This is a genomic window from Nocardia sp. NPDC005746 (assembly GCF_040630785.1).
Taxonomy (GTDB): domain Bacteria; phylum Actinomycetota; class Actinomycetes; order Mycobacteriales; family Mycobacteriaceae; genus Nocardia.
The window spans coordinates 1-20,158 of record NZ_JBEXYE010000032.1 but is presented as its reverse complement, the minus strand read 5'-3'; the positions used below and the strand labels follow the sequence as shown (position 1 = coordinate 20,158).

At 66.6% G+C, this 20,158-nt stretch carries 22 protein-coding genes; 16 read left to right on the top strand and 6 right to left on the bottom strand.

All coding sequences use genetic code 11. From position 1 onward, the window contains the following. Position 1: 1 nt before the first annotated feature. The 13 genes from ABZ412_RS34170 (at position 2) to ABZ412_RS34110 (ending at position 14,076) form a co-directional block, all read left to right on the top strand. On the top strand, positions 2–4,528 hold the full coding sequence (locus tag ABZ412_RS34170; protein ID WP_357288926.1) for a phage tail tape measure protein: 4,527 nt from the start codon (positions 2–4) through the stop codon (positions 4,526–4,528). Continuing rightward, entirely contained in the window at positions 4,525–5,457 is a 933-nt protein-coding gene (locus ABZ412_RS34165) for a phage tail protein (protein ID WP_357288924.1), read from the top strand. The genes ABZ412_RS34170 and ABZ412_RS34165 overlap by 4 nt, the downstream gene beginning before the upstream one ends. Beyond that, positions 5,430–5,900 (top strand): hypothetical protein, encoded by a 471-nt coding sequence (locus tag ABZ412_RS34160; protein WP_357288922.1) that lies wholly within the window; start codon positions 5,430–5,432, stop codon positions 5,898–5,900. Before ABZ412_RS34165 ends, ABZ412_RS34160 begins: the two co-directional genes overlap by 28 nt. Before the next feature lie 108 nt (positions 5,901–6,008). Further along, positions 6,009–7,157 carry a hypothetical protein gene (locus ABZ412_RS34155; RefSeq protein WP_357288920.1) on the top strand — a complete coding sequence of 383 codons (1,149 nt, stop codon included), beginning with the start codon at positions 6,009–6,011 and terminating at the stop codon, positions 7,155–7,157. Beyond that, entirely contained in the window at positions 7,154–7,741 is a 588-nt protein-coding gene (locus ABZ412_RS34150; protein ID WP_357288918.1) for a DUF2744 domain-containing protein, read from the top strand. The genes ABZ412_RS34155 and ABZ412_RS34150 overlap by 4 nt, the downstream gene beginning before the upstream one ends. Then, positions 7,738–9,003, top strand: coding sequence for a peptidoglycan DD-metalloendopeptidase family protein (locus ABZ412_RS34145; RefSeq protein ID WP_357288915.1), 1,266 nt, complete (start codon positions 7,738–7,740; stop codon positions 9,001–9,003). Before ABZ412_RS34150 ends, ABZ412_RS34145 begins: the two co-directional genes overlap by 4 nt. After that, positions 9,003–9,275, top strand: a complete 273-nt coding sequence (locus ABZ412_RS34140; RefSeq protein WP_357288913.1) for a hypothetical protein — start codon at positions 9,003–9,005, stop codon at positions 9,273–9,275. Before ABZ412_RS34145 ends, ABZ412_RS34140 begins: the two co-directional genes overlap by 1 nt. Then, on the top strand, positions 9,272–9,544 hold the full coding sequence (locus tag ABZ412_RS34135; protein ID WP_357288910.1) for a hypothetical protein: 273 nt from the start codon (positions 9,272–9,274) through the stop codon (positions 9,542–9,544). Before ABZ412_RS34140 ends, ABZ412_RS34135 begins: the two co-directional genes overlap by 4 nt. A gap of 3 nt (positions 9,545–9,547) precedes the next feature. Further along, positions 9,548–10,180 (top strand): hypothetical protein, encoded by a 633-nt coding sequence (locus ABZ412_RS34130; protein WP_357288907.1) that lies wholly within the window; start codon positions 9,548–9,550, stop codon positions 10,178–10,180. Positions 10,181–10,186: 6 nt separating this feature from the next. Next, entirely contained in the window at positions 10,187–10,525 is a 339-nt protein-coding gene (locus ABZ412_RS34125) for a hypothetical protein (RefSeq protein ID WP_357288904.1), read from the top strand. Then, positions 10,522–11,766: a hypothetical protein gene (locus ABZ412_RS34120; protein ID WP_357288901.1), complete on the top strand. Its 1,245-nt coding sequence runs from the start codon at positions 10,522–10,524 to the stop codon at positions 11,764–11,766. The genes ABZ412_RS34125 and ABZ412_RS34120 overlap by 4 nt, the downstream gene beginning before the upstream one ends. Positions 11,767–11,815: 49 nt before the next feature. Beyond that, entirely contained in the window at positions 11,816–12,142 is a 327-nt protein-coding gene (locus tag ABZ412_RS34115; RefSeq protein ID WP_357288898.1) for a hypothetical protein, read from the top strand. After that, positions 12,139–14,076 (top strand): GDSL-type esterase/lipase family protein, encoded by a 1,938-nt coding sequence (locus tag ABZ412_RS34110; protein ID WP_357288896.1) that lies wholly within the window; start codon positions 12,139–12,141, stop codon positions 14,074–14,076. Before ABZ412_RS34115 ends, ABZ412_RS34110 begins: the two co-directional genes overlap by 4 nt. Positions 14,077–14,163: 87 nt before the next feature. Here ABZ412_RS34110 and ABZ412_RS34105 read toward each other — a convergent pair whose 3' ends face one another. Both ABZ412_RS34105 and ABZ412_RS34100 read right to left on the bottom strand, forming a co-directional pair. Then, on the bottom strand, positions 14,164–14,448 hold the full coding sequence (locus ABZ412_RS34105) for a hypothetical protein (protein ID WP_357288893.1): 285 nt from the start codon (positions 14,446–14,448) through the stop codon (positions 14,164–14,166). A 584-nt stretch (positions 14,449–15,032) separates the two neighbouring features. Further along, a complete protein-coding gene (locus ABZ412_RS34100) occupies positions 15,033–15,755 on the bottom strand; it encodes a hypothetical protein (protein WP_357288891.1) in 723 nt (240 codons plus the stop codon). 160 nt (positions 15,756–15,915) lie between these two features. On the opposite strand from ABZ412_RS34100, the gene ABZ412_RS34095 reads away from it, so the two are divergent. Next, positions 15,916–16,224, top strand: coding sequence for an antibiotic biosynthesis monooxygenase (locus tag ABZ412_RS34095; protein ID WP_357288888.1), 309 nt, complete (start codon positions 15,916–15,918; stop codon positions 16,222–16,224). Between the two features lie 3 nt (positions 16,225–16,227). On the opposite strand, the gene ABZ412_RS34090 is transcribed toward ABZ412_RS34095, so the two are convergent. Further along, entirely contained in the window at positions 16,228–17,442 is a 1,215-nt protein-coding gene (locus tag ABZ412_RS34090) for a helix-turn-helix transcriptional regulator (RefSeq protein ID WP_357288885.1), read from the bottom strand. A gap of 152 nt (positions 17,443–17,594) precedes the next feature. Between ABZ412_RS34090 and ABZ412_RS34085 the strand changes: the two genes are divergently transcribed. Together ABZ412_RS34085 and ABZ412_RS34080 are read left to right on the top strand one after the other, a co-directional pair. Beyond that, the gene (locus ABZ412_RS34085; protein ID WP_357288883.1) at positions 17,595–17,930 is read left to right on the top strand and encodes a hypothetical protein; all 336 of its coding nucleotides are present in this window, start codon (positions 17,595–17,597) and stop codon (positions 17,928–17,930) included. Positions 17,931–17,969: 39 nt separating this feature from the next. Beyond that, the gene (locus ABZ412_RS34080) at positions 17,970–18,194 is read left to right on the top strand and encodes a DUF397 domain-containing protein (RefSeq protein WP_357288880.1); all 225 of its coding nucleotides are present in this window, start codon (positions 17,970–17,972) and stop codon (positions 18,192–18,194) included. Between the two features lie 372 nt (positions 18,195–18,566). Here the strand turns inward: ABZ412_RS34080 and ABZ412_RS34075 are convergent, their stop codons facing one another. The 3 genes from ABZ412_RS34075 to ABZ412_RS34065 form a co-directional block, all read right to left on the bottom strand. Next, on the bottom strand, positions 18,567–18,881 hold the full coding sequence (locus ABZ412_RS34075) for a hypothetical protein (protein WP_357288877.1): 315 nt from the start codon (positions 18,879–18,881) through the stop codon (positions 18,567–18,569). An 80-nt stretch (positions 18,882–18,961) separates the two neighbouring features. Then, positions 18,962–19,318, bottom strand: coding sequence for a hypothetical protein (locus ABZ412_RS34070; RefSeq protein WP_357288874.1), 357 nt, complete (start codon positions 19,316–19,318; stop codon positions 18,962–18,964). Continuing rightward, positions 19,308–19,613 (bottom strand): hypothetical protein, encoded by a 306-nt coding sequence (locus tag ABZ412_RS34065; protein ID WP_357288871.1) that lies wholly within the window; start codon positions 19,611–19,613, stop codon positions 19,308–19,310. Before ABZ412_RS34065 ends, ABZ412_RS34070 begins: the two co-directional genes overlap by 11 nt. Positions 19,614–20,158: the final 545 nt, after the last annotated feature.

The window sequence follows — 20,158 nt, the reverse complement described above, 5'->3', positions numbered from 1 at the left end:
CATGGCCGGCGGCCGCATAGACATCCTGCTGCACCCCGATACCCGGGACTTCGCCAACAGGATGCGGTCTGGACTCTCACCCGCCCTCGGCATGGCCGCGGGTATCGGCGCGTCCCTCGGGCTGGCGATCGGCGGCGGCGCGGCGGCCGCGTTCGGCAAGGTCATCAGCGTCGGCAACGACTTCACTACCTCCCTCAACACCATGAAGGCGGTAGCGGGAGCGTCGGCCGACCAGATGGCCGCGGTATCGGAGCGGGCCAAGCAGCTGGGCAACGACATCACGCTGCCCGGCACGAGCGCGAACGACGCTGCCGCGGCCATGACCGAACTCGCGAAGGGCGGGTTCACGGTTCAGCAATCGATGGACGCGGCCAAGGGCTCGCTGCAGCTGGCGGCAGCCGCGCAGATCGACGCCGCCCAGGCCGCGACGATCCAGTCCGCCGCGCTGCAGGCCTTCGGCCTGTCCGCGTCCGACGCCAGCCGCGTCGCCGATGTGCTCGCCAACACCGCGAACGCGTCGAGCGCCGAGATCACCGACGTCGCCCACGGCTTGCAGGCCGCGGGCGCGGTCAGCCACCAGTTCGGGCTGACCGTCGAGGACACCGCGACCGCCTTGGGTATGTTCGCCAACTCCGGCATCAAGGGCAGCGACGCGGGCACCCTGCTGAAGTCCGCGCTTCTGGCGCTCACCGACCAGGGCAAGCCCGCGCAAGAGGCGATCAGGGAACTCGGCCTGACCGTCTACGACGGGCAGGGCAAGTTCGCTGGACTGCGCACTCTGTTCGAGCAGCTGCAGGGCGCCTCGCAGCGCATGACACCGCAGATGTATCAGGCCGCGACCGCCACCCTGTTCGGTTCGGACGCAATGCGTCTGGCGGGTATCGCCGCTGAAAAGGGCGTGACCGGGTTCGACTCCATGCACGCGGCCATGTCCAAGCAGGGATCGGCCGCCGACGTGGCGGCCGCGAAAATGCAAGGCCTGCCAGGCGCCATGCAGATGGTGCAGAACGCCGCCGAATCCCTCGCGCTCGAAATCTACGACGAGGTCAAGGGCCCGCTCGAGCAGTTCACCAAGAGCGTCGCCGGTTTCGTCACCAACGAGACACCGCGGCTGGTCAACGGATTGCGCGACGGCGCGACCGCGCTGGTCGGCGTCGGTCAGGCTGTGGCACCGGTCGTGCAGGCCTTCGTCGGACTGCCGGGCCCGGTGCACGCAGCGATAGCCGCGCTGGTCCTGTTCAAGGCCACATCGATCGGCACATCGATCTCCGCCGCTGTCACGGCGACGACCGCCGCGTTCAGCAGGTTCGGCGACCAGATGGTCGTGCAGCGCCAACTGGCCGCGGCCAGCGGCGTCGCGCTGTCCAACTGGGGCGCGGCCATGGCCACCGTGCAGGCACGCGTCCCGGCCCTCGGCCAGATGGGCGACGCGTACCGGACCGCCGCCGGCAGCGCCACGAACTTCGCCCGCACACAGGGCGCGGTTGCCGCGGCCGCGAGCGGTGCACGCTCGGCCGTCGGCGGTGTCGTCAGCATGCTGGGTGGCCCGTGGGTCGTCGGCATCGCCGCCGCGGCGGCCGCGGTCTATCAGCTGTACTCGGAGTTCAAGAAGGCTGAAGACCACGCCAACGCGATGCGCCAGTCCATGCGCGAGATCGGCGTCGCCCGCAGCGAACTGTCGGAGATCTTCTCGGTCAACGGCGGCGTGTTCAACACCCAGGCCATCTCCAACGTGACCGGCCAAATCGGCATCATGAAGAAGTCGCTCGACGAGGCCGCGAAGAACCGGGCCGGATTCTTCGAGAAGGGCTGGAACGTCGTCACCCTGAACGACGACGCCACCGCGAACAAGAACTGGTACGCCGACCGGTGGAAGGGCGCCAAGCAGGTCATCGACGACCTGAAGATGTCCGACGAGCAGCTCGCCGAAACCCTCGGCGACACCGCGAAATTCAACGCGCTGTCGGACAAGCTGAAGGGCGCCGGGGCCGACGGTAGGTTCGCGCTGTCGGAGCTGTCTGCGCTGCGTGACAACATCGTCAAGCTGCAGGACACGGCGAAGAACACCACGCCCGGATTCGCCAGCCTGACCCAGGCCGTCAAGACGCTGTCCGACGAATCGGCGTCGGCGGGCGACCGCCTCAACGCCATGCGGACCGCGCTCGATCTGCTCTCGGGTAAGCCGGTCGCCGCGCAGGACGCGCTGGCCAAGTACAACCAGACCGTCCGCGACACCGCGGCCGCGACCGCCGAAGTGTGGGACAAGACCGCGGGATTCGGCGAGCAGCTGGTCCGCCAGGACGGCTCGGTCGAAACGGCCACCAGCAACGGCGACAGGCTGTTTCAGGCGCTCACCAAGATCAAAGACGCGACCCTCACCGCGGCCGAGGCCGGCCTGCCGATGGCCGACGTGTTCGCGCGCAACGACACCCAGTTCGAGCAGCTCGCCCACTCCGCCGGGCTGACCGTCGACCAGGTCCGGCAGATGGCGAGCCAGCTCGGCTACCTGCCGCGTGACATCGAGATCCTCGCCAAACTCAAGGGCGCGGACTCCGTCGAGCAGAAACTCGTCGTCATCGAGAGCCTGCTGCGCATGACCGGCGGCGGCGCCGAGGTCCCGCTCGACATGAAGGGCGACGCCGACCTCATAGCGAAACTGCGCGCGGCCGGCGCCCAGGTCGAAGAGATCAACGGCAAGCCCGGCATTGTCAAGATCACGGCGCCTGATCTGCAGGCCGTGCTGGACAAACTGGCCACGCTGATCAACACGGCCCTGCCGGACAAGACGCAGAAAGTGAAGGTCGATTACGAGCAGGGTTCGCTGCCGGATCCGACCATCCGCAAGCTGCACGAAAACATCGACGACATCCCGATCGCCCAGCCCCGCGCGGCCGGCGGAATCGACGGCCCGCTACCCGGGCAGGCAACGATCCAGTCGCCGCAGTCGCGCCTGTACCAGTGGGCCGAACCCGAAACGGGCGGTGAGGCTTTCATCCCCCTCGCCGCGGGGAAGCGGGAGCGGTCAACCAATATCCTCGGCACCGTCGCGAACATGTTCGGGTTCCAGCTCACCCCGATGGCCGACGGCGGCATCGCCGTCACCCGCGCCCTCAGCTACCTGCGCGGCGAGTCCGGCAAGCCGTACCAGTACGGGGGAGTGGGCAATCCGTCCTGGGACTGCTCGGCTTTCATCTCCGCCGCGTTCGCGCTGCTGAAGGGGCTCGACCCGTTCACGCGCTGGTTCACCACCGAATCGAACTTCGCTTCGCTGGGATTCCTCTCCGGTGCCGACCCGACCGGCCGCGGCCTGACCATCGCCGTGCACAACGGCGGCGGCGGCCAGTACTCCCACATGGCCGGCAACCTCGCGGGCACCGCGCTGGAGTCCGGCGCCAACGGCGTCCGTGTCGGCGCCGGCGCAACCCCGGTCACCGACAGCCAGTTCGGCCCGCGCTACTACCTGCCGACAACCGAGTTCAACCCGCCCACCTCCACCAAGGGGCGGCGCGGCCGCAACGGCAAGAGCAAGGAACAGACCTGGGACGACAGCGACGAACTCGATCTGCGGTCGGCGAACATCGCTGTGACGCAGGCGATCGAGGCGCGCGACAAGGAGCTCGCCGACCCCAAGGCCAAGCAGTCCGAGAAGGACGCGGCGCAGGTTCGTGTCGAGCAGGCGCAGCTGCGGGTCAAGGAACTGGAGGCCAAGCGGGACCAGGCCAAGAGCGGCAAGGACGTCACGACCGCGCCCGACCTGACCGGCACCATGACCGACGACCAGATCACCCTGGCTGATCTGCAGGACGCGCTGGAGAACGCCGAGGCCGACCGGGACGACGTCTACAACGATCCCACCTCGACCGATGCCGAACGGGCGGCCGCCGACCGCGCTGTCTACAAGGCGCGCAACGCCCTGGTCGCCGAGCAGCAGAAGCAATCCAAGGCGACGACCGGTTCGTCGGACACCAGCAGCGTCGTCAACCTCGTCGGCGACGTCGTGAAAACCGCTGTCACCGGGCAGCTCTCGGACTTCCTCACCGTGGTTGGACTCGAGGGCAACATCGGCGGCGCGGTCGGCGCGGCCATAACCGAAGGCAAGAAGTACAGCGAAGCGCTGCAGTCCCAGAACGCCAAGACCGCAGCGCAGCAGCAGTTCACGAAACCAGCGATCAGCCAGGACGACATCGACAAGCAGGGCCCGGTCACCCCCGGCACGCCGAACTGGATGGAGCAGCTGCTCAAGACGTTCACCGTGCCGACCGTGCTGCGCGACATGGGCGGCCCACTGCCGCACGGCGTCGCCGCCCTGAACCTGTCCGGGCAAGAGGAATGGGTACTGACCGGCGACCAGCTCGCCGCGGCCCGCAACGTCGCCGCCAGCCAGATCGGCGGGACCGCGGGCCACGTCGACAACTCCGTGACCATCCAGAACCTCACCACCGGCATGAGCGCTGGTGAGTTCCAGCGGGAATGGAAGATGATGCAGCTCGAGCAGCAGCAGCGAGCCAAGCGGCTGGCGACGCGGTGAACCCGCCCGAGAACACCCTCATCGAGATCGAGGGCTGCAACGGGCGGCGGATCACAGTGGCCGGGCCCGGGCAATGGGAACAGGGCGTAGCCCTGGCCGACGAGGACAGCGGCACCGACTTCGACGGCATGTACGAGGCCCCGATCACCGCGATCTACAACGCCACCGCATTCAGCATCGGAGCCGACTTCGGCGGATACCGCGAAGACAAATACGATTTCATCCTCGCATGCCACATCATCGGCACACCCCAGATGACTTGGCGCGAAGCCGATTCCGAGTTTCGAAAAATGTTCTCGGTCCGCCGGGACAGCAAGATCCATGTCGAGGTCGGCGGATCCCGCCGCAGCCTCACCGTGCGGCTCGGCGCGAAACCAAAGATCAAGGCGATCAACGACCCGAATTCAGAGGGCTACGCGCTCGCGCTGCTGCCGCTGGTCGGGCCGTACCCGCGGTGGGTGCAGAAGGCATTCGAGACCAAGTTCATCACCGCCACCGACACAACCGGCGGCGGAACCGAAACCGGCTACGTCACCGCGTGGAACCCACTGCCCGAGGACTACCCGAGCTGGCCGCAGTGGGACGTCCAGGGCACGGCCGGAATCAAGTGGACGATCCCGGATTACTCCTGGGGCAACGACGAACACGAGCGCGCTGAAGAGGACGCGCTGCGCAAGGTGACCATGCCTCCGCTCATCGCGGGCGAACACCTGTGGATCGACACGGACAAGATGGCCCGCAACGGCCAGGTCAATTCCAGCCTCGATACCCAGGTGTACCTGCGGATGGCTGGCAAGAAGTTCATGTACCCCTTCCCGGGCGGCCTGAAGAAAACGCAGATCCCCGTCACCGTCACCGGCGCCCCCATCGGCGCCGGCATCCGACTGCGCTGCCTGCTCGAATGGCCACGACCCTGGGGGCTCGAATGACAGCAACCACCACAACGATCGATTTCGACGCCGTATTCGATGAGATCGCCACCCGCCTCAAGCGCGAGGACGAGCGGCGCATCCAGCGGCCGACCATTCGGCTGTGGGATGGGGACTACAACTACCGCGGCGACGTGTGGCGCGAGATCAGCGCAAAGTTCCAGCTGCTCGAAAACGAAACCGGCGTCGGGACTATCGAACTGCCCGCGACCTACTACCTGGCGCGGTGGCTCACCGACCACAAGAACCGGCCGACCGACAACGTCCACATCACCGTGGACCACCTCGGCACCCGCTGGTCCGGCTTCCTCGACGATGTCGAGCTCACCAAGGGCGACGACGGTCAACGCATCGTGCGCGCCACCTTCAAGCACGATTTTGAGCACCTGCGGCATATCCTGGTGTACTGCAACCCCTTTGCCTGCCCCCCTGCCTTCGGGTAGGGGGGCAGGCAAAGGCCTGAGTTCTTACTTCCTGAGGTCCAGTTCCCGCGAACCTGGATCCTGTTTGGGCCCGCGATCTGGGCTCTCAAGCTGACCCTCTTCCTGAACTTGTTCCGTCTGCAGTCTGGCCTCCCGTGGGAGCTGCCGGCCGACCCGATGAACGGCTCGGGCTGGACGGGTCTCGATCAGTCGAATTGGCAGCAGGTCGTCAAACCCACTGCGATCGAGGACGATCACTCGCAGTTCGCGATCGTGCACAGCCGGTTCAAGTACATGTACGACGTGCAGAAGCGCATCAGCGCGGACGCGCAAATCACGTGGCTGCCACGCCGATACCTCGATGGGGATCCGCCACCGTGGCCCGGGGCAACCTTGCGGCACGGCACGCTGGTGTGGGACCTGGTCGACTCCTCGTCCTGGGACATCGAAACATCGTTCGGCGGAGACGTTTTCAACGGCCTCGACCGGGCCCGCACCATCATCGGCGGCAACGGATTCAACTCCGGCGAGGAGACGATTCCCGACCCGACGTTCCCGCCGGAGTACAGCGAGCCCGGCTACCGCGGCACCATCGCCCGGGCACCCGGCATCGTTCTGCGTGACGGCGACCGCACCGGCATCAAGACGTCCAGCTTCAAATGGAAGCCCGCCACCGACGTCGGGTTCGTGGTCGGGGGTCACTCCGCTTACGGCGTGAATGAGGCGATCTCGGCGGCCGTGAACATGGCGGGTGATCTTGTGGCCGCGGCCCTGTTCGTCCCGCCGGTCGGCGGCGCGATCGACGCGATCCTCAAGCCGCTCTATACCGACACCCTGTTCGCGTACATGAAGCAGCACGACCCTGTCCGTGCTGGCCGCCTGGGCTGGAGTCACCTGCACGAAACCCTCTGTGAGGGAAGCGATCGCGCGTACACCATCTCAGCGCTGCTCGCGCTCAGGGCTGGCTGGTGGCGAACGAGGGAGCAGTCGACCCACCAACTCAAGGTGGTCGACGGGTACGAGGGTTTGCGCATCGGCCAGTACGGCCACGGCAACGCGTACCTGGGCACGCGCATCGGGACCACGGTCAAGGACTGGGGCGTGCCCGGCGTCATCTACGTCGACCGGATCACCGAGATCACGATCTCGTGGGACCGCAAGACGACACCGATTTTCGACCTCACCGTCGGTCACCGCGATGAGGAGGACCCGATCGTGAAGGGACTCGAAATGATTCAAGAGGTCGCGGCCATCGCGCGAGAACTGGGCATGCTGTGAGCAAGATATGGCGGCTCGAGGACATCGACCCCGACAACCCCGAGGAGCGGTTCCTACCTGCGCTGCAGTGCATCCCGCTCGACCTCGCCGGCGCGGGCACCGGACAGCCGATGATCTTCGTCGAACCGATCGCCCGCGCGATCTCCCGTCACCTCACCGAGGCCGGCTGCCCGCCCATGGATCCGGCGCTCGCGACGAAGAAGTTCATCCGCCCGTACCGCGGTGAGCAGACAACCCTGAACGGTTCGGCGCAATGGGTTCCCCTCGATACACCCGAGGCTCCGCCGGTCGTGATCCAGGATCCCGTGCAGATGACCACCCGCGAACGGGATGCACAGCTCGAGCGGTACCGGTTCCTGGGCTACAAGATCGACGAGCCTGAACCGGAGCAGCCGCGCGCGGCCGAGGTCGACGCGATCGACACCCCGCCGCGCCTCGACCCGAGCGCGCATTCGGTCACCGAGGTCAACGCCTACCTGCGCGGCCTCGACGACGAGGTCGAGCACGCGCGCGTGATCTACGCCGAGCGGCACGGCAAGGCACGCAACGGAATCCTCAAGCGCCACAGCGGCGGCCGGTCATGAGCGGCAAGGTGATGCCGCTGCGCACCGGCACCTACCGCACCGGCGACGGCTACCGCACACCCGGCCGCCCCGACCACCGCGGCCAGGACTTCCCCGCGGACTACGGCACACCGATCTACGCGGTCGCCGACGGATGGGTCGCGCACTGCGGAATCAACGACGACCCCAACGGGTTCGGATCCTGGCTGGTGATCGACCACCAGGACGAGCACGGCGTCGACAGCGTGTACGGACACATGCCGCCCGCCTCGTTCCGGGTGCGGTTCGGCGACCGCGTGACCGCCGGCCAACACATCGCCGACGTGGGCAGCGAAGGCGGCTCGACCGGGCCGCACCTGCATTTCGAAATCTGGGGACCGCCCGGCCGATTCGGCGGCCGCGACCTCAACCCGCTCGTGTGGCTGTCCGGCGCGCCCTCACCCGCACCGACCCCACCCGCACCAGGAGGAAAGCCCATGGGGAATCAGCTCGACGCCGACGTGACGATCCTGTCGCCCAGCGACTCTGGCACCCGCGATCCACGCGCCTGCCGCCTCATCGTGATCCACACCAACCAGGGTCCGGAGATGGGCAGCGTCGAGGGTCTGCTGCGCTACATGGCTGACCCCGCCCGCGAGGTCAGCTACAACCTGGTCGTCGGCGCGGACGGACGGATCGGCCGATCCAATGACGACAACTACGTTCCCTGGTCGGCCGGCTCGCCCGCGAACGAGATCGGCCTGCACCTGTGTTTCCTCGGCTACTCCGAGCAGACGCGCGCCGAATGGCTCGACGCCCCGGCGCAGTTCGACGCCGCGGCCCGCGTGCTGCGCGACTGGTCCGACCGCTACGGCATCCCGCTGGTGAAACTCTCCGGCGCCGAGATGCGTGCGGGTCGGTCCGGCGTCGGCGGGCACGCCGACACCGTCGACGCCTGGCATGCCACCGACCACACCGACCCCGGCCCGGACTTTCCCTGGGATGTCCTGCTGGCCAAGGCCAACCGCACCACTACTACCCCGAATGAGGAGACCGACGACATGACTCCCGAGCAGGCGAAGCAACTCGCCGACGTCCACCGCGAACTGACTCAGCGCTACCCGTCCCGGTCCAAGTACCGCCACGACGACAAGCCCGTCGACACCCTCGCCGGATTCGTCCTCAACATCGACGGCCGCGAACACGAGGCCAGCGTCGACGTACCCACCCAGCTCGCCGCGCTGCAGCGCACACTCGACGAGCTGCCCGCGAAGATCGCCGCGGCGATCAAGGCCGCGCAGTGATGGGGCAGCACAGCGCACCCGAGACAGCCAGCCAGGTCCGCTATCCATGGCGCGCCACGACGCGCACCGTGTTTCAGCTCGTCGTCGGCCTTGCCCCGATGATGCCCGTGATCGTCGCCTCGTCCGGCCTGCCGACCACGGCCGCCGGTATCGGCACCGCGCTGGCGATCTCGGGCGCGATCACCCGAATCATGTCCGTGCCCGCGGTCAATGCCGCGCTCTCCGAGTGGGCCCCGTGGCTGGCCGCTGAGCCGCGAGCAGGCGACCAATGACGACGGACCAGATAACCGCCATCGGCGCAATCGTGACCACCCTCATCGGCGCGGTCACTACGTGGCAGGTCAAGAAGGTCGCCGAGCTGCAAGCACGCGTGGACAAGGTCGAGGGCGAACTCGCCGAAAGCAAGGGCCTGTTCCGCGAAGCCGTCAAATTCATCCGCATCCTGATGGCCCACATCGCCGAGCTCACCCACGCGCACCGCCTCGGCACGCCCGCCCCGCAGACACCCGAGATCCCCGAACGGCTGCGCGAGGAGGTCTAGTCAGTGACCACCCCGGGCATTCCACCCCCCGAGAACGCGCTCGTCGTGGGCGGCGCGTTCTCCTCCGACCTGAACGCAGAGACCACCAAGCAGCAGCTCAAGGCCGGAACCATCGCCGCGTACACCCGCACGCAGAATGCGGTCGGCTCGGAAGTCCGGCACCCGATCGAGCTGGCGCAGGGCGCGGCGGACCAAGCGGTCACGACGTCGCAAGCCGCCGCCAACGATGCCGCGAACGCGGTGGAGAAAGCGGACATCGCCTACAACACAGCGAGTTTCTGGTCGATCGAGTTCCTCGTCGCCAGCGCCGAGGTACTGCTCGGCGTGAACGAGTTGCTGCTCGGGCCCGTTCTCAACGTGCAGGACGGGCGCACCGCGATCCTGACCGACATCCACATCGGACTACTCAATCAGCCCAACGGCATCACGATCGAAACCCGCAAGTGGAACCCGGCCGGGACCAGCTACACCACCATCCATACCGGCACCCTCGGCCCCAACGTCACGCGCCGCAACTTCACCGCGCTCGGCGTATCGGTGCTGGACAAGGAACGGTTCTGGCCGTACGTCACGGCGATATCCGGGACGGTTCCCCCAACTGTTCTGCAAGTCGCCGTTGCTGGCGTATTCATCTGAGAGGCAATGGAAGTGCTCGCATTCGAATGCATCGCCACCGCTGACACCTATCACTCATCGGTCACCGTGCAGCCGTACCGGGCGGCCTTGTGGTCGGCAGCGTTCGGCGTCGAATCCCTTGAGGGGCTGTTCGATATGACGCCGGCCGCGGACGCGATCGCCATGGTCGACGCGGCAATCGCGAGATTCAACAGCGACCCCGAAGGCCTTCGCGCGCTGGTCGATCCCGCGGACCCGCTCGGCCTGTTCGGCAACCGTCGCGTGCTGCTCAAGCTGCGAACCTGGCTGGCGGACAACGGCGGCACCATCACCGGCGGCGTCGACGACGGCGCACCGGCACCGTGAGTTTCCTGGTGCGTCGCACCGGCCGGGCGTGGGCGGGCTGGCGCGACCTCGACGCGGTGCACGCACGACCGGACGAGAACCCCATCCAACCCCCCTGGCGGCGCACGAACACCGGCCGCAACGTGTGGCTGGAGAACAACATTCTCAGCATCGCCGATGGCCTCTCAACGCCCATGCAACTCGGCGGTGTCAGCTACGAGCAGCAGCCGTTCACATCGAACTGGGGCTGCGAGATGGACCTCAACATCGATGGCGCGATCCTGATTCAGCAGCAGTTCTTCGCCGCATGCATCTCGCCGACGTGGACATCGGTCGCGTTCACCGACCTCGCCAATCGGCCGATGGTCGCGATTCACCGCAACGTCGGACAGGTCGGCAACACCCTGAAAGTAATGGTCTATCACGACCTCAACACCATCGAGACTCTCGCCGAGACTGGCGAGCTCTCGGGGCTGATGAATCGGACGTGGTGCAGGTTCACCGTTCTCGTCGACCGCGACCGCCTCGTCCGCGCGTACATCAATGGCGTGTTCCTCATCCAGCAATGGCTGCCAAGCGGCTACGCGTCCGGGCCCGGCAAACGCGCGATGAACTTCCTGAACCAGTGCACCGCCTGGTCCATGCAACGGAACTTCGTTCTATTCGACCAGGTCAGCGACTTCCAAAGTGTCGCACCATGGTCCGAGGTCTACGCCGACAACTTCAACAGGGTCAACGGCCCGCCCGGCAATGGGTGGACACAGCTCGGCACCGACGCCGCCATCGTCAACAACACCTGGTCAACGACCGGCACAACCGCGGGCAGCCGCGGATTGATCCGCGACACCGGCGTCACTAATGGCGTGCAGCGGATCGAAGGAACGATCGGCGGCGACCTGCCACCGTCTAGCCAGGCCGACTCGTCGCTGATCCTGCGCACCAACGCCACTGGCAGCGAAGGGCTTGCGGCGAACATCTTCTCGGGACATCTCTATCTCGCCCACTTCACAGGCGGCCTGGAAGCCCCGACGTTCTCCGACTTCGAGAACACCGATGAGATCGCAGTCCCCGACGGCGCAACACTCGCATTCGCGGTCACCGGGCAAGCGGCATGGATCGAACTCAACGGCGCCATCGTGCTGATGGCGGACGTGAACCACACCGTAACCACCACGAATTCATGGGCAGGCCTGCGCGTCGAGCGCGCGTCGAGCAGCAACTCGGCCTCGTGGAACGACGTGCGAATCCTCACCCGCTCATAGACGAGACCTGCCGCCCCCATTCCCCGCCACACGGAAAGGACCACCGCCCGTGGCCATCATTGGCGACAAGCTTCCATCCGACACGCTGGTACTCACCCGCGGCCGCGACTTTGAGTACTACTGGCAGCATCTCGACCTCAACCGGAACCCGGTCAACTTCCCGGCCGGCTCGCTGTACTTCGAGCTCGCGACCGTGCCCACGCTGACGCTGTGGACATTCACGATTACCGGGTCGGAGGCGAACTTGAAAGTCGAGTCGACCGCCTCCGACCTGATCGACGAGGGAACCCTCTGGCAGCTGGTGTTCCTCCCGCAAGGCGAAGCCGCCGGCGGTCGACCGTTGGCCTTGGGCCGGATTGCGAGGCAAGGCGAATGATCCTCAGCGGCTCCTCCCCTGGCGGGGAGATCATCGAGACCACGCCGCGCCCGAGCGGCATCATCCTGGCCGTCCCCGGACCCGCCGGCCCGACCGGCCCGACCGGACCGCAAGGCGCGACCGGGCCCGCGTCCACGGTCCCCGGACCCAAGGGCGACACGGGAAACACTGGTGCGACCGGAGCCAAGGGCGACCCCGGCGATGGGCTGGAGATCGACGGCCAGGTCTCCACCTATGCCGAGCTCCCCACGTCCGCACCCGACGGCGCGGTGTGGCTCGCGGGCGGCAAGCTGTACCGGCGCACCGCCGGCGCATGGCCTGCCGAATCAGCGGGCACCCCCGTGCAAGGAGCTCAGGGCCCGACCGGTCCGCAAGGACCGAAGGGCGACACCGGCAACACCGGACAGCAAGGGGCGCAAGGTATCCAGGGACCCCAAGGTGATACCGGCGCGACCGGCCCCCAAGGACCGAAGGGCGACACGGGAAACACCGGCGCTCAAGGTATCCAAGGAGCCACCGGCGCCACCGGCGCCCAAGGCCCGAAGGGCGACCAAGGAATTCAGGGAATTCAGGGCGCCACAGGCGCGACCGGTCCGGCGGGGACAACCGATTGGTCGGGCATCACCGGCAAGCCGTCCACGTTCACGCCCTCGGCACACACCCATCCGGCCGCCGATATCTCCGACTCGACCACGATCGGCCGAGCCCTGCTCACCGCCGCCACCCAGGCGGCCGCCCGCTCCGCTTCTGGCGCCGCGTCTCTGGCCGAAGCGCAGGATGCGATCCAGGGCGCGGCGGTAACCCGCACCCTGAGCTACACCAACGGCGGGCTGGGCGGCCTCGCGGTCACGGTGTCCACCGCGGCGGCCAGCTTCCGGGTCATCGTGAAATTGCCTGTCGCCTCGACGCGTTGGCGGATCCGGCTGCGGAATTACGACGTGTTCAACCAGGCCGCGAAGACCACGCTCACTGGCAAGAAGATCTTGCACGGCGATCACGCCCGGTCGGTCTCGGCCGCGGTCCCGGAAACGGGGAACTTCGTTGGCAATGCCGCAAGCACCATCGTCGGATCCGACTTCACCATCCCCAGTGATGGGAGCTGGTACACGAGTGCGTGGGTGACCGCCGCCGCCGATCAGTTCGACGCCGGCGTTGAGCATCTGGTCGCGGTCGCCTGGACTGCTGGCAGCTCGATCACGATGCAGACCGGCACGGGCCGCGCGTGGTACTGGTCGAATGCGACTGGGGGAGTGGACCCCACGATCGCGGGCTCGGCCGCGACGACCCCGCAGCAGTACATCCCGATCGACTGGGTGATCGAATACGAGTCGACGTCCCGGCGCTCGGCGTGGCTGTGCATCGGGGATTCGATCATGGAAGGGATCACCGGCGACCGACAGGCAGGGGCGAACGCTACCTCGCTGTACCGCGCCAGCTACCCGCAGCAGTGGGAGCTGGGTTCTCCGGTGCTCGTCCAGAATCACGCGATTGCGACGATCTCGGCGCAGACCTGGGCGAACACCTCGCACGCGCTGTGGTCCCGGCTGGACACGTCGCAGGGTTCCTGGGGCGGCGCGATCATCGGGCTCGGCTCGAATGACGTGAACGCGGGCCGAACGCTGGCGCAGATCCAGGCGGACCTGCTCACGATCATCGGCAACACGCAGACGATCATCGGTGCGGGCAAACCGATCTACGTGGTGAACATCGCGCCGAGATCGTTCTCTACCACCGAGGGGGTTCGGACTGGCGTGAACAACTGGCTCAGCACGTTGCCGGGCGGTATCGCTGGAGTGGTCGACTCGGACGTCGCGATGCGCACCTCGTCGGCATCGGCGATCGACGCGTCGCTCTGCTGCTCGGACGCCACGCACCCAAGTACGCAGGGCGTCGGCGTGCTGGCCCGCACGCTGAGAGCGCACATACAACTGTGAAACCCATACAACGCGTCCAAGGTGCCCGGCCAACAGCCGGACACCCTGGACGTTTTCGGTGTTTGAGGAGTCAGCACTCCTCGATGCTCACAGGTTGGCGACCACGCCGATCAAGAGCGCGATCGCGAAACCGATCAGTGCCAGCATGACGACTGCGTAGATGACGCCGCGCATGACTGCTGTCGCGATCTGGTCGCGGGGCACCTGCACGACATAGACCGGCTGGATGTGTGGAGGCAACCTGACCGGCTGCCCGTTCACCACCAGCTGACCGGTGTTGATGGTCTCGGCCTTCGGCGCCTGCGGGCGGTCGAAAGGATTACCGGTACCGAAGTCGGAGCCCGGAACGATGTTCCCAGGATCGTTCACCATGTCGCCTCCGCCTAGCTGGATCCGAAGCTGCCAGTGGACGGCAGCGTGCCCGGTCGCGGCTTGTCGAACTGCACGTAGTACCGCTCGCCATGAATGTTGTAGCAGCGCGCGGTGTATCCCATGTCCCGGTACATCTTCGCGACGTCCTCGCATGCCTTGCGGCCGATGATCGTTGGCGACTCTCCCGCATTCGCCGGGCCCGCCCCGAGACCAACCGCCGCCGCAACGACTCCACCCAGCACTGCGGCTCGCGCAATATTATTCATACTCAATGTCTTTCGTCTCGCATGGTTTCGAGTGACCTCCCCCCGCGGCACTGCCACGCCGCGATGAACCAGCTGGGAGCGTCGCGCCGATCCTTCCCGCTACCCACGCCTCATGTCAGCAACCGGACAGAAACCTGGCACGAAAGGTCACAGACGTGGCACGGGTAGCCTTGCGCACACTCTGGGCAAACCGTGCCGTGCATGACGAAGCCTCCAGGGCCGAACAGCGTTGGGGGCCTTCACTGTCACTGCTCGTCGCGCGTCTCGGATTCGCGGCGTGCCAGATCCGCCAGACACATGTTCGGTGTTCGAGGACGGCTATCGCACTGTGAACTTCGTCAGTTCGGTGCGTAGCGGGTTCGGCTGCGACACACATGAGACGTCAACCGCGGCCGTGGATCCCATGCCGGGCTTCGGCGCGCCTTGGGCTACCGCAGTCACTGTCCATTTTCCGTCCGCCTCGGTGACGTTGACGCCTGACAGGGTTACAGGGCGCTGGTCGGCGACGTACTTCTCTTCGATCCGTTTGAGGCACAACTCGACCGCGTAATCATGGTCCAGTTGGCGTGCGGGATCGAACGTCGTTGTGGGTGCGCCCTCGCGGCACGTCCGGCCAGTGTTGAAGTCAATCGTGTACTGGCCTGCCCTCAGCCCGGTCTGCGCGGCACCGAGGGTGCCACGGGCGATCTTTCCAGTGCCGAGGCGGTTCACCGACTTCGCCGGGTCATAGTCGATTGCACAGTCGAACCTGACGGTATAGCCGCCATCCCGATAGGTGCCGTCGAGGACCTTGCGCGCGATCTCCCGGAACGCGGCGCTGAGTTCTGCGGTGTCGTCCGTGCGAACCAGCGCCGTGAACTGCTGGCCGCTCTCTTTGACCTCGTAGGCCGGAACTGTAGCCGTAGGCCGGACGGACGTCGTGGCGGCTGCTGGCGCAGTCGTCGAGCCAGGCGCGGCGCTGGTCTGGTCTTCGGCGGTTCCGCACCCGGCGAGCAGCAGAGCGGCGGCCGTGGCAGCGAACGGAAGTGCGGCAGTTCTCATCTGATCCCCTCGGGTGCGCGTTGCCGTGAGGCTACCGACCAGACAACCGGGCGACTATCGCCGAACATGGGAATTGCACGAATTGTCAGCCACCAGAGGGATTACGGTGGATGGCACCATCGCGGTCCGCCATCGGGTCGTAACTGGAAGGGGCACCACCATGTTCGCTCTCGTCGTCCGCTTCAACTTCGCCGATGCCGGAGCGGTTGACGGCTTCGATGCCCTGGTCGCTGAGACCGTCCAGCACATCCGCGACCGGGAGCCCGGCACCCTGGTGTACGCCACACACGCCGTGGAGGGGGAGCCGCTCGCTCGGGTCTTCTATGAGGTGTACGCGTCACGTGATGCGTTCGACGTACACGAGCAGCAGGAGCACACGCTTCAGTTCCTCGCCGAGCGTGAGAAGTTCGTCGACAGCTTCCGCGTCGAGTTCCTCACGCCGGCAGTCTCGAAGGGCCTGCCTGCCTGACGGCTACAAGGCGTGGGTGATGCCGCACCACGACGCGAATCCGCTCACGGTGTCCGTGCGCCGTGACTCCGCGCGCGCCAGCGCCCGCACAGTCTCATGAACCATCGGGTTATAGCGCGTCTGCGCTGGCGCCGCTGTCCGCGCCGTCAGCAGCGCGTCGAGCGCCCGGGACTTGTTCCCGTGCAGCAGGTACGCCCTCGACACATCGATCCAGTGCATACCGACGCGCTCCTTCGGCGTACCAGCCGGGATCATCAGCCCCGCCGCGCGATCCAACGCGCCCGCGGCGTCGAGGCCCTCCACGGCAAGCGCGACAGACCAGATACCCACATTCGTTGCGCCGAAGCTCAGCACCAGGTCGCGCCGGTCGCCACCGATCCGGGCGGCTGTCTCCCGCGCCTCCGCCAGATGCGTGTCCGCAAGGTCGCGCCGACCAGACCGGGCAGCAGCCAGCCCTGATTGCAGGTGCAGGCCACCCCACGCGATCAGGTCGCTTCGATGCCCTGCGCTCAGCCGCGACTCGATATCGCCCCGGCACGTCTCCAAATAGCGCAACGCCGCATTCCAGTCGCCGCCGCTGGTGAGGATCGCGGCGCGCTGGAATTGTCCGGCAGCAATCCACACCGGGTCGCCGGATTCGCTAGCCGCCCAAGCCATCCGCTCGACAGCCAACGTCGCCAGATCCGCGAACCCCAACTTGTGCGCCAGGCTGTGCGATGAGTAGTACAGCTCGCACAGCATCACGAACGCCGCCGCGCGATCGTCACCGGCATTGCGGTGCACCGCGGCACGCAACTCGGGCAGCAGCAGCGGCAGCTGCTCACCGAGCCGATGGAACGAGGCATTGCGTCGGCCCCGGCAGACCGCCGCGACCTCCCGCTCCAACTCCGGCAACGGGCGGACCGCGGTAACCATCTCGGCCGGATCCAGGTCATAGGCGGCCAGCTCGCAACGGATCGCGCGAATCGCACCATAGGCCTGCGTATCCCGGCCATCCGCAGGCGGGTATGGCTGCCCAGTGAGATCGTTGCGGGTGCAGCGCAGAGCCTTCGCCACCGCCGCCAAGAACGAATTTGAGGCTGGCACCCTGCCTTGTTCGACCTGCCGAATCAAGCTGGTCGACATGTTCGCCAGCGCGGCCAGCTGCGGCTGACTCAATCCCTGGAGCTTGCGGCGCTCCGCCACGCGCGCGCCGACACCACGGCGGTCCTCGGTCATTGCCTCATTGTTGCGCGGCTTGTGTGGCAAAGGTGCCAAAAGCTTTGTTACCTCGCGCCTGGGGTCTGCGCCACGGTGGACACACGCCCCGCCACCGGGCAGACCTCGGTCCCCGGTGGCGGGTGCGTCACCAACCGAGCAGGGGGCTGCCGATGCGACCGCGACCGACCGCGCTGGGCTGGCTCGACTTCGAGGCCAGCTCAGCGCCCGACTGGGACCGTGCCCAAATGCGGCGGCTCGCACGACATCTGGGCTATCAACTGGAATGGGCGCCGGATGTGCCGATCATTCCGCTCGTCGACATCGCCCGAGAGGCCGACGTGGACACCCTGATCATCCCGGCCCCGGATCACCTCGACGCGCTGGCGCTCAATGCCCTACTGAGCGTGGTCGACGTTGAATCCGTGCTGCCGCGCTTGTCATTCCACCGCTGGCCCTTGTCCGCGGGGCTCACCGCCACAGACCACCGACCGAACCGCGGCCGGTGAACGATGGCGGCAGCCGCCGCCCGATCAAGGAGAAGAATCATGAGCACCTTCGCCCCCAACGCGGCCGAGTTGAAGACGCGCAAGCCGTTCCGCAAGGCGACCGCGTCCAACCCGAGCGGGAACTGCCTGCACGTCGCCGAGCTCGACAGCGGGGAAGTGGCGCTGCGCCACTCGGACCCGGCCGGGCCGGCCATCATCTGCACCCCCGGTGAGTGGGAGGCATTCGAGGACGGCGTGCGCCGCGGCGAGTTCCGCCTGTCGTGAGCTGGCAGTGCATCGGCCTAACAGTCACAGTTGGCCTTCCGGCCGCGGTGATCATCTGGGCCATGTGGCCGCGAGCTGACCAGTCGCAGTGAGAAAGGTGCCCACCCGTCCGAAAGAGGCGGACAGGTGGGCACCCTCGCATTTTCGTCCGCGCGTGCTCGGACATCAATACCGGTCGTCGACCTCGTCCACGTTCACCTGGCGCACGGCGTCGCCGAGCTGGCGCAGTCGCGTGAGCGCGGTCTCAGCCTCGACACCAGCGCGGTACATGCCGCCACCACGCCGCCGGGGCGCATCAGATGATGCGCCCGTTCGTCGTAACTTCCGATCACACCCATCGACTCGATATCGGTGACGTATCGGATACCCGATTCATGGGACGATAACTCTTTCGCATACGCACATCTCATCCGAGTAACCGCACCACCATTCCCACTTCACTACCTTCGGCAAGCGTGCAATGTGTCCGTCGGTCTGGTTTCTGACCCATTCCTTGTTACCGGCATCCCAGATGTGGTCTTTTACCGAGACACTCAGGTTCTCTACAGGGTGACCGAGTTCCTTCATGACTTCCGTCGGGCTGGCGAGAAACGCCGGAAACTCTTCCTGACTGAACTTGAGGTAGAACGTCGGCGGGAGATGCTCACCATCGGAGTTCTCGGCCTGGAGTTTCACGATTCGTGGCATGACTACTGACCCTCTCGGTTGAGCGGACAGAATCTCCTGACGATACCCCGGGTCCACGGAACTGGACTGGGATCTGGAACTCAGGGCCCCGGAAAGTCGTGAGCCGAGACTGTGACCGGCTGTTTTCGTAGCGGGAGCCCGTGGGTGTCGACCTCGTCCACGTCCATCTGGCGCACGGCGTCGCCGAGCTGGCGCAGTCGCGTTAGCACCGTCTCAGCCTCGACACCAGCGCGATACGTACCGTCACCAACCATCACCACGCCGCCCAGCATCGGCAGCGCGAGCATCTCGAGCACCTCGTCGACGTTGCCGAGGTCCGGCACCGGGTCGACCGTCGGTCTGACCACGCGCAGTACGTCGCGCGCGTCGAATGCTGCGTTCGGCTCCACCTCGGCGAGGACGTCGAGGACCGCGGCGAGTAGGTGGTCAGATGCCATCGCTTTCCCGCCCGTCGAACGCGAGCGGGCTGCAGCCCGGGCTGAGTTCCGGCTGATACATACGTGCACCGCACTGGCCGCACGTATATAGGAGGTGGCCGCGGCGGCATCCCTCGCGGCGGCACGCCGTCCATCCGAGGGTGAACTCGCCATCTGTCAGCACGTGACGCGGCGGGCCCGGGCAGAACATCGGCCGCGGCTGCACCCATCCATGCGGAGTCTCGACAAGCTCGTCGTTGTCGATCGCGTGACCGTCCGGGTGCAGGTACCAGACGCGCTGCCCGCTCGAACTCATGTGCGGATACTACGCGGTCCGGTTCTATGATCTGGCCATGGCGGACGAACAGCGGATGTGTCAGATTTGCGGCGAGCGGCCGGTTGGGGACGGCTACCTGTCCATGATGTGCCCAGAGTGCCGTGCCCGAATTGAGGATCAGAACCGCACCCGGCCGTACCCGTTACTGCCGCCGCCGGACGAGATCTAACCGTGCCGGCGCCCCTGCTCCCACGCGCGCCGGAGGCGAGCAGGGCGGCGCGAATCCCAATCCCAGCGGGCTGAGATCGCGCGCACGATCTCGTTCGCCGGGTCGTCGTCGAATATCCGCAAGTCCAGGCCGACCTGCGACAGGTCCGGATCCGGGTGCATGTCTCTATTGACGCACCACGCTAGGCCGTCGTTCCCAACCTGGGAACGACGGCTGCGTGGGCACATTCTGGGCACAATCACCCGTGAGACCGTGTGATGTCGAGTGATCGCCCGGCATGTATTTCCGCAGGTGGGCGGCGGCTTGTGTCCATGACCAGGCCCGCTATCCGGGTTCGATTCCCGGCAGCTCCACC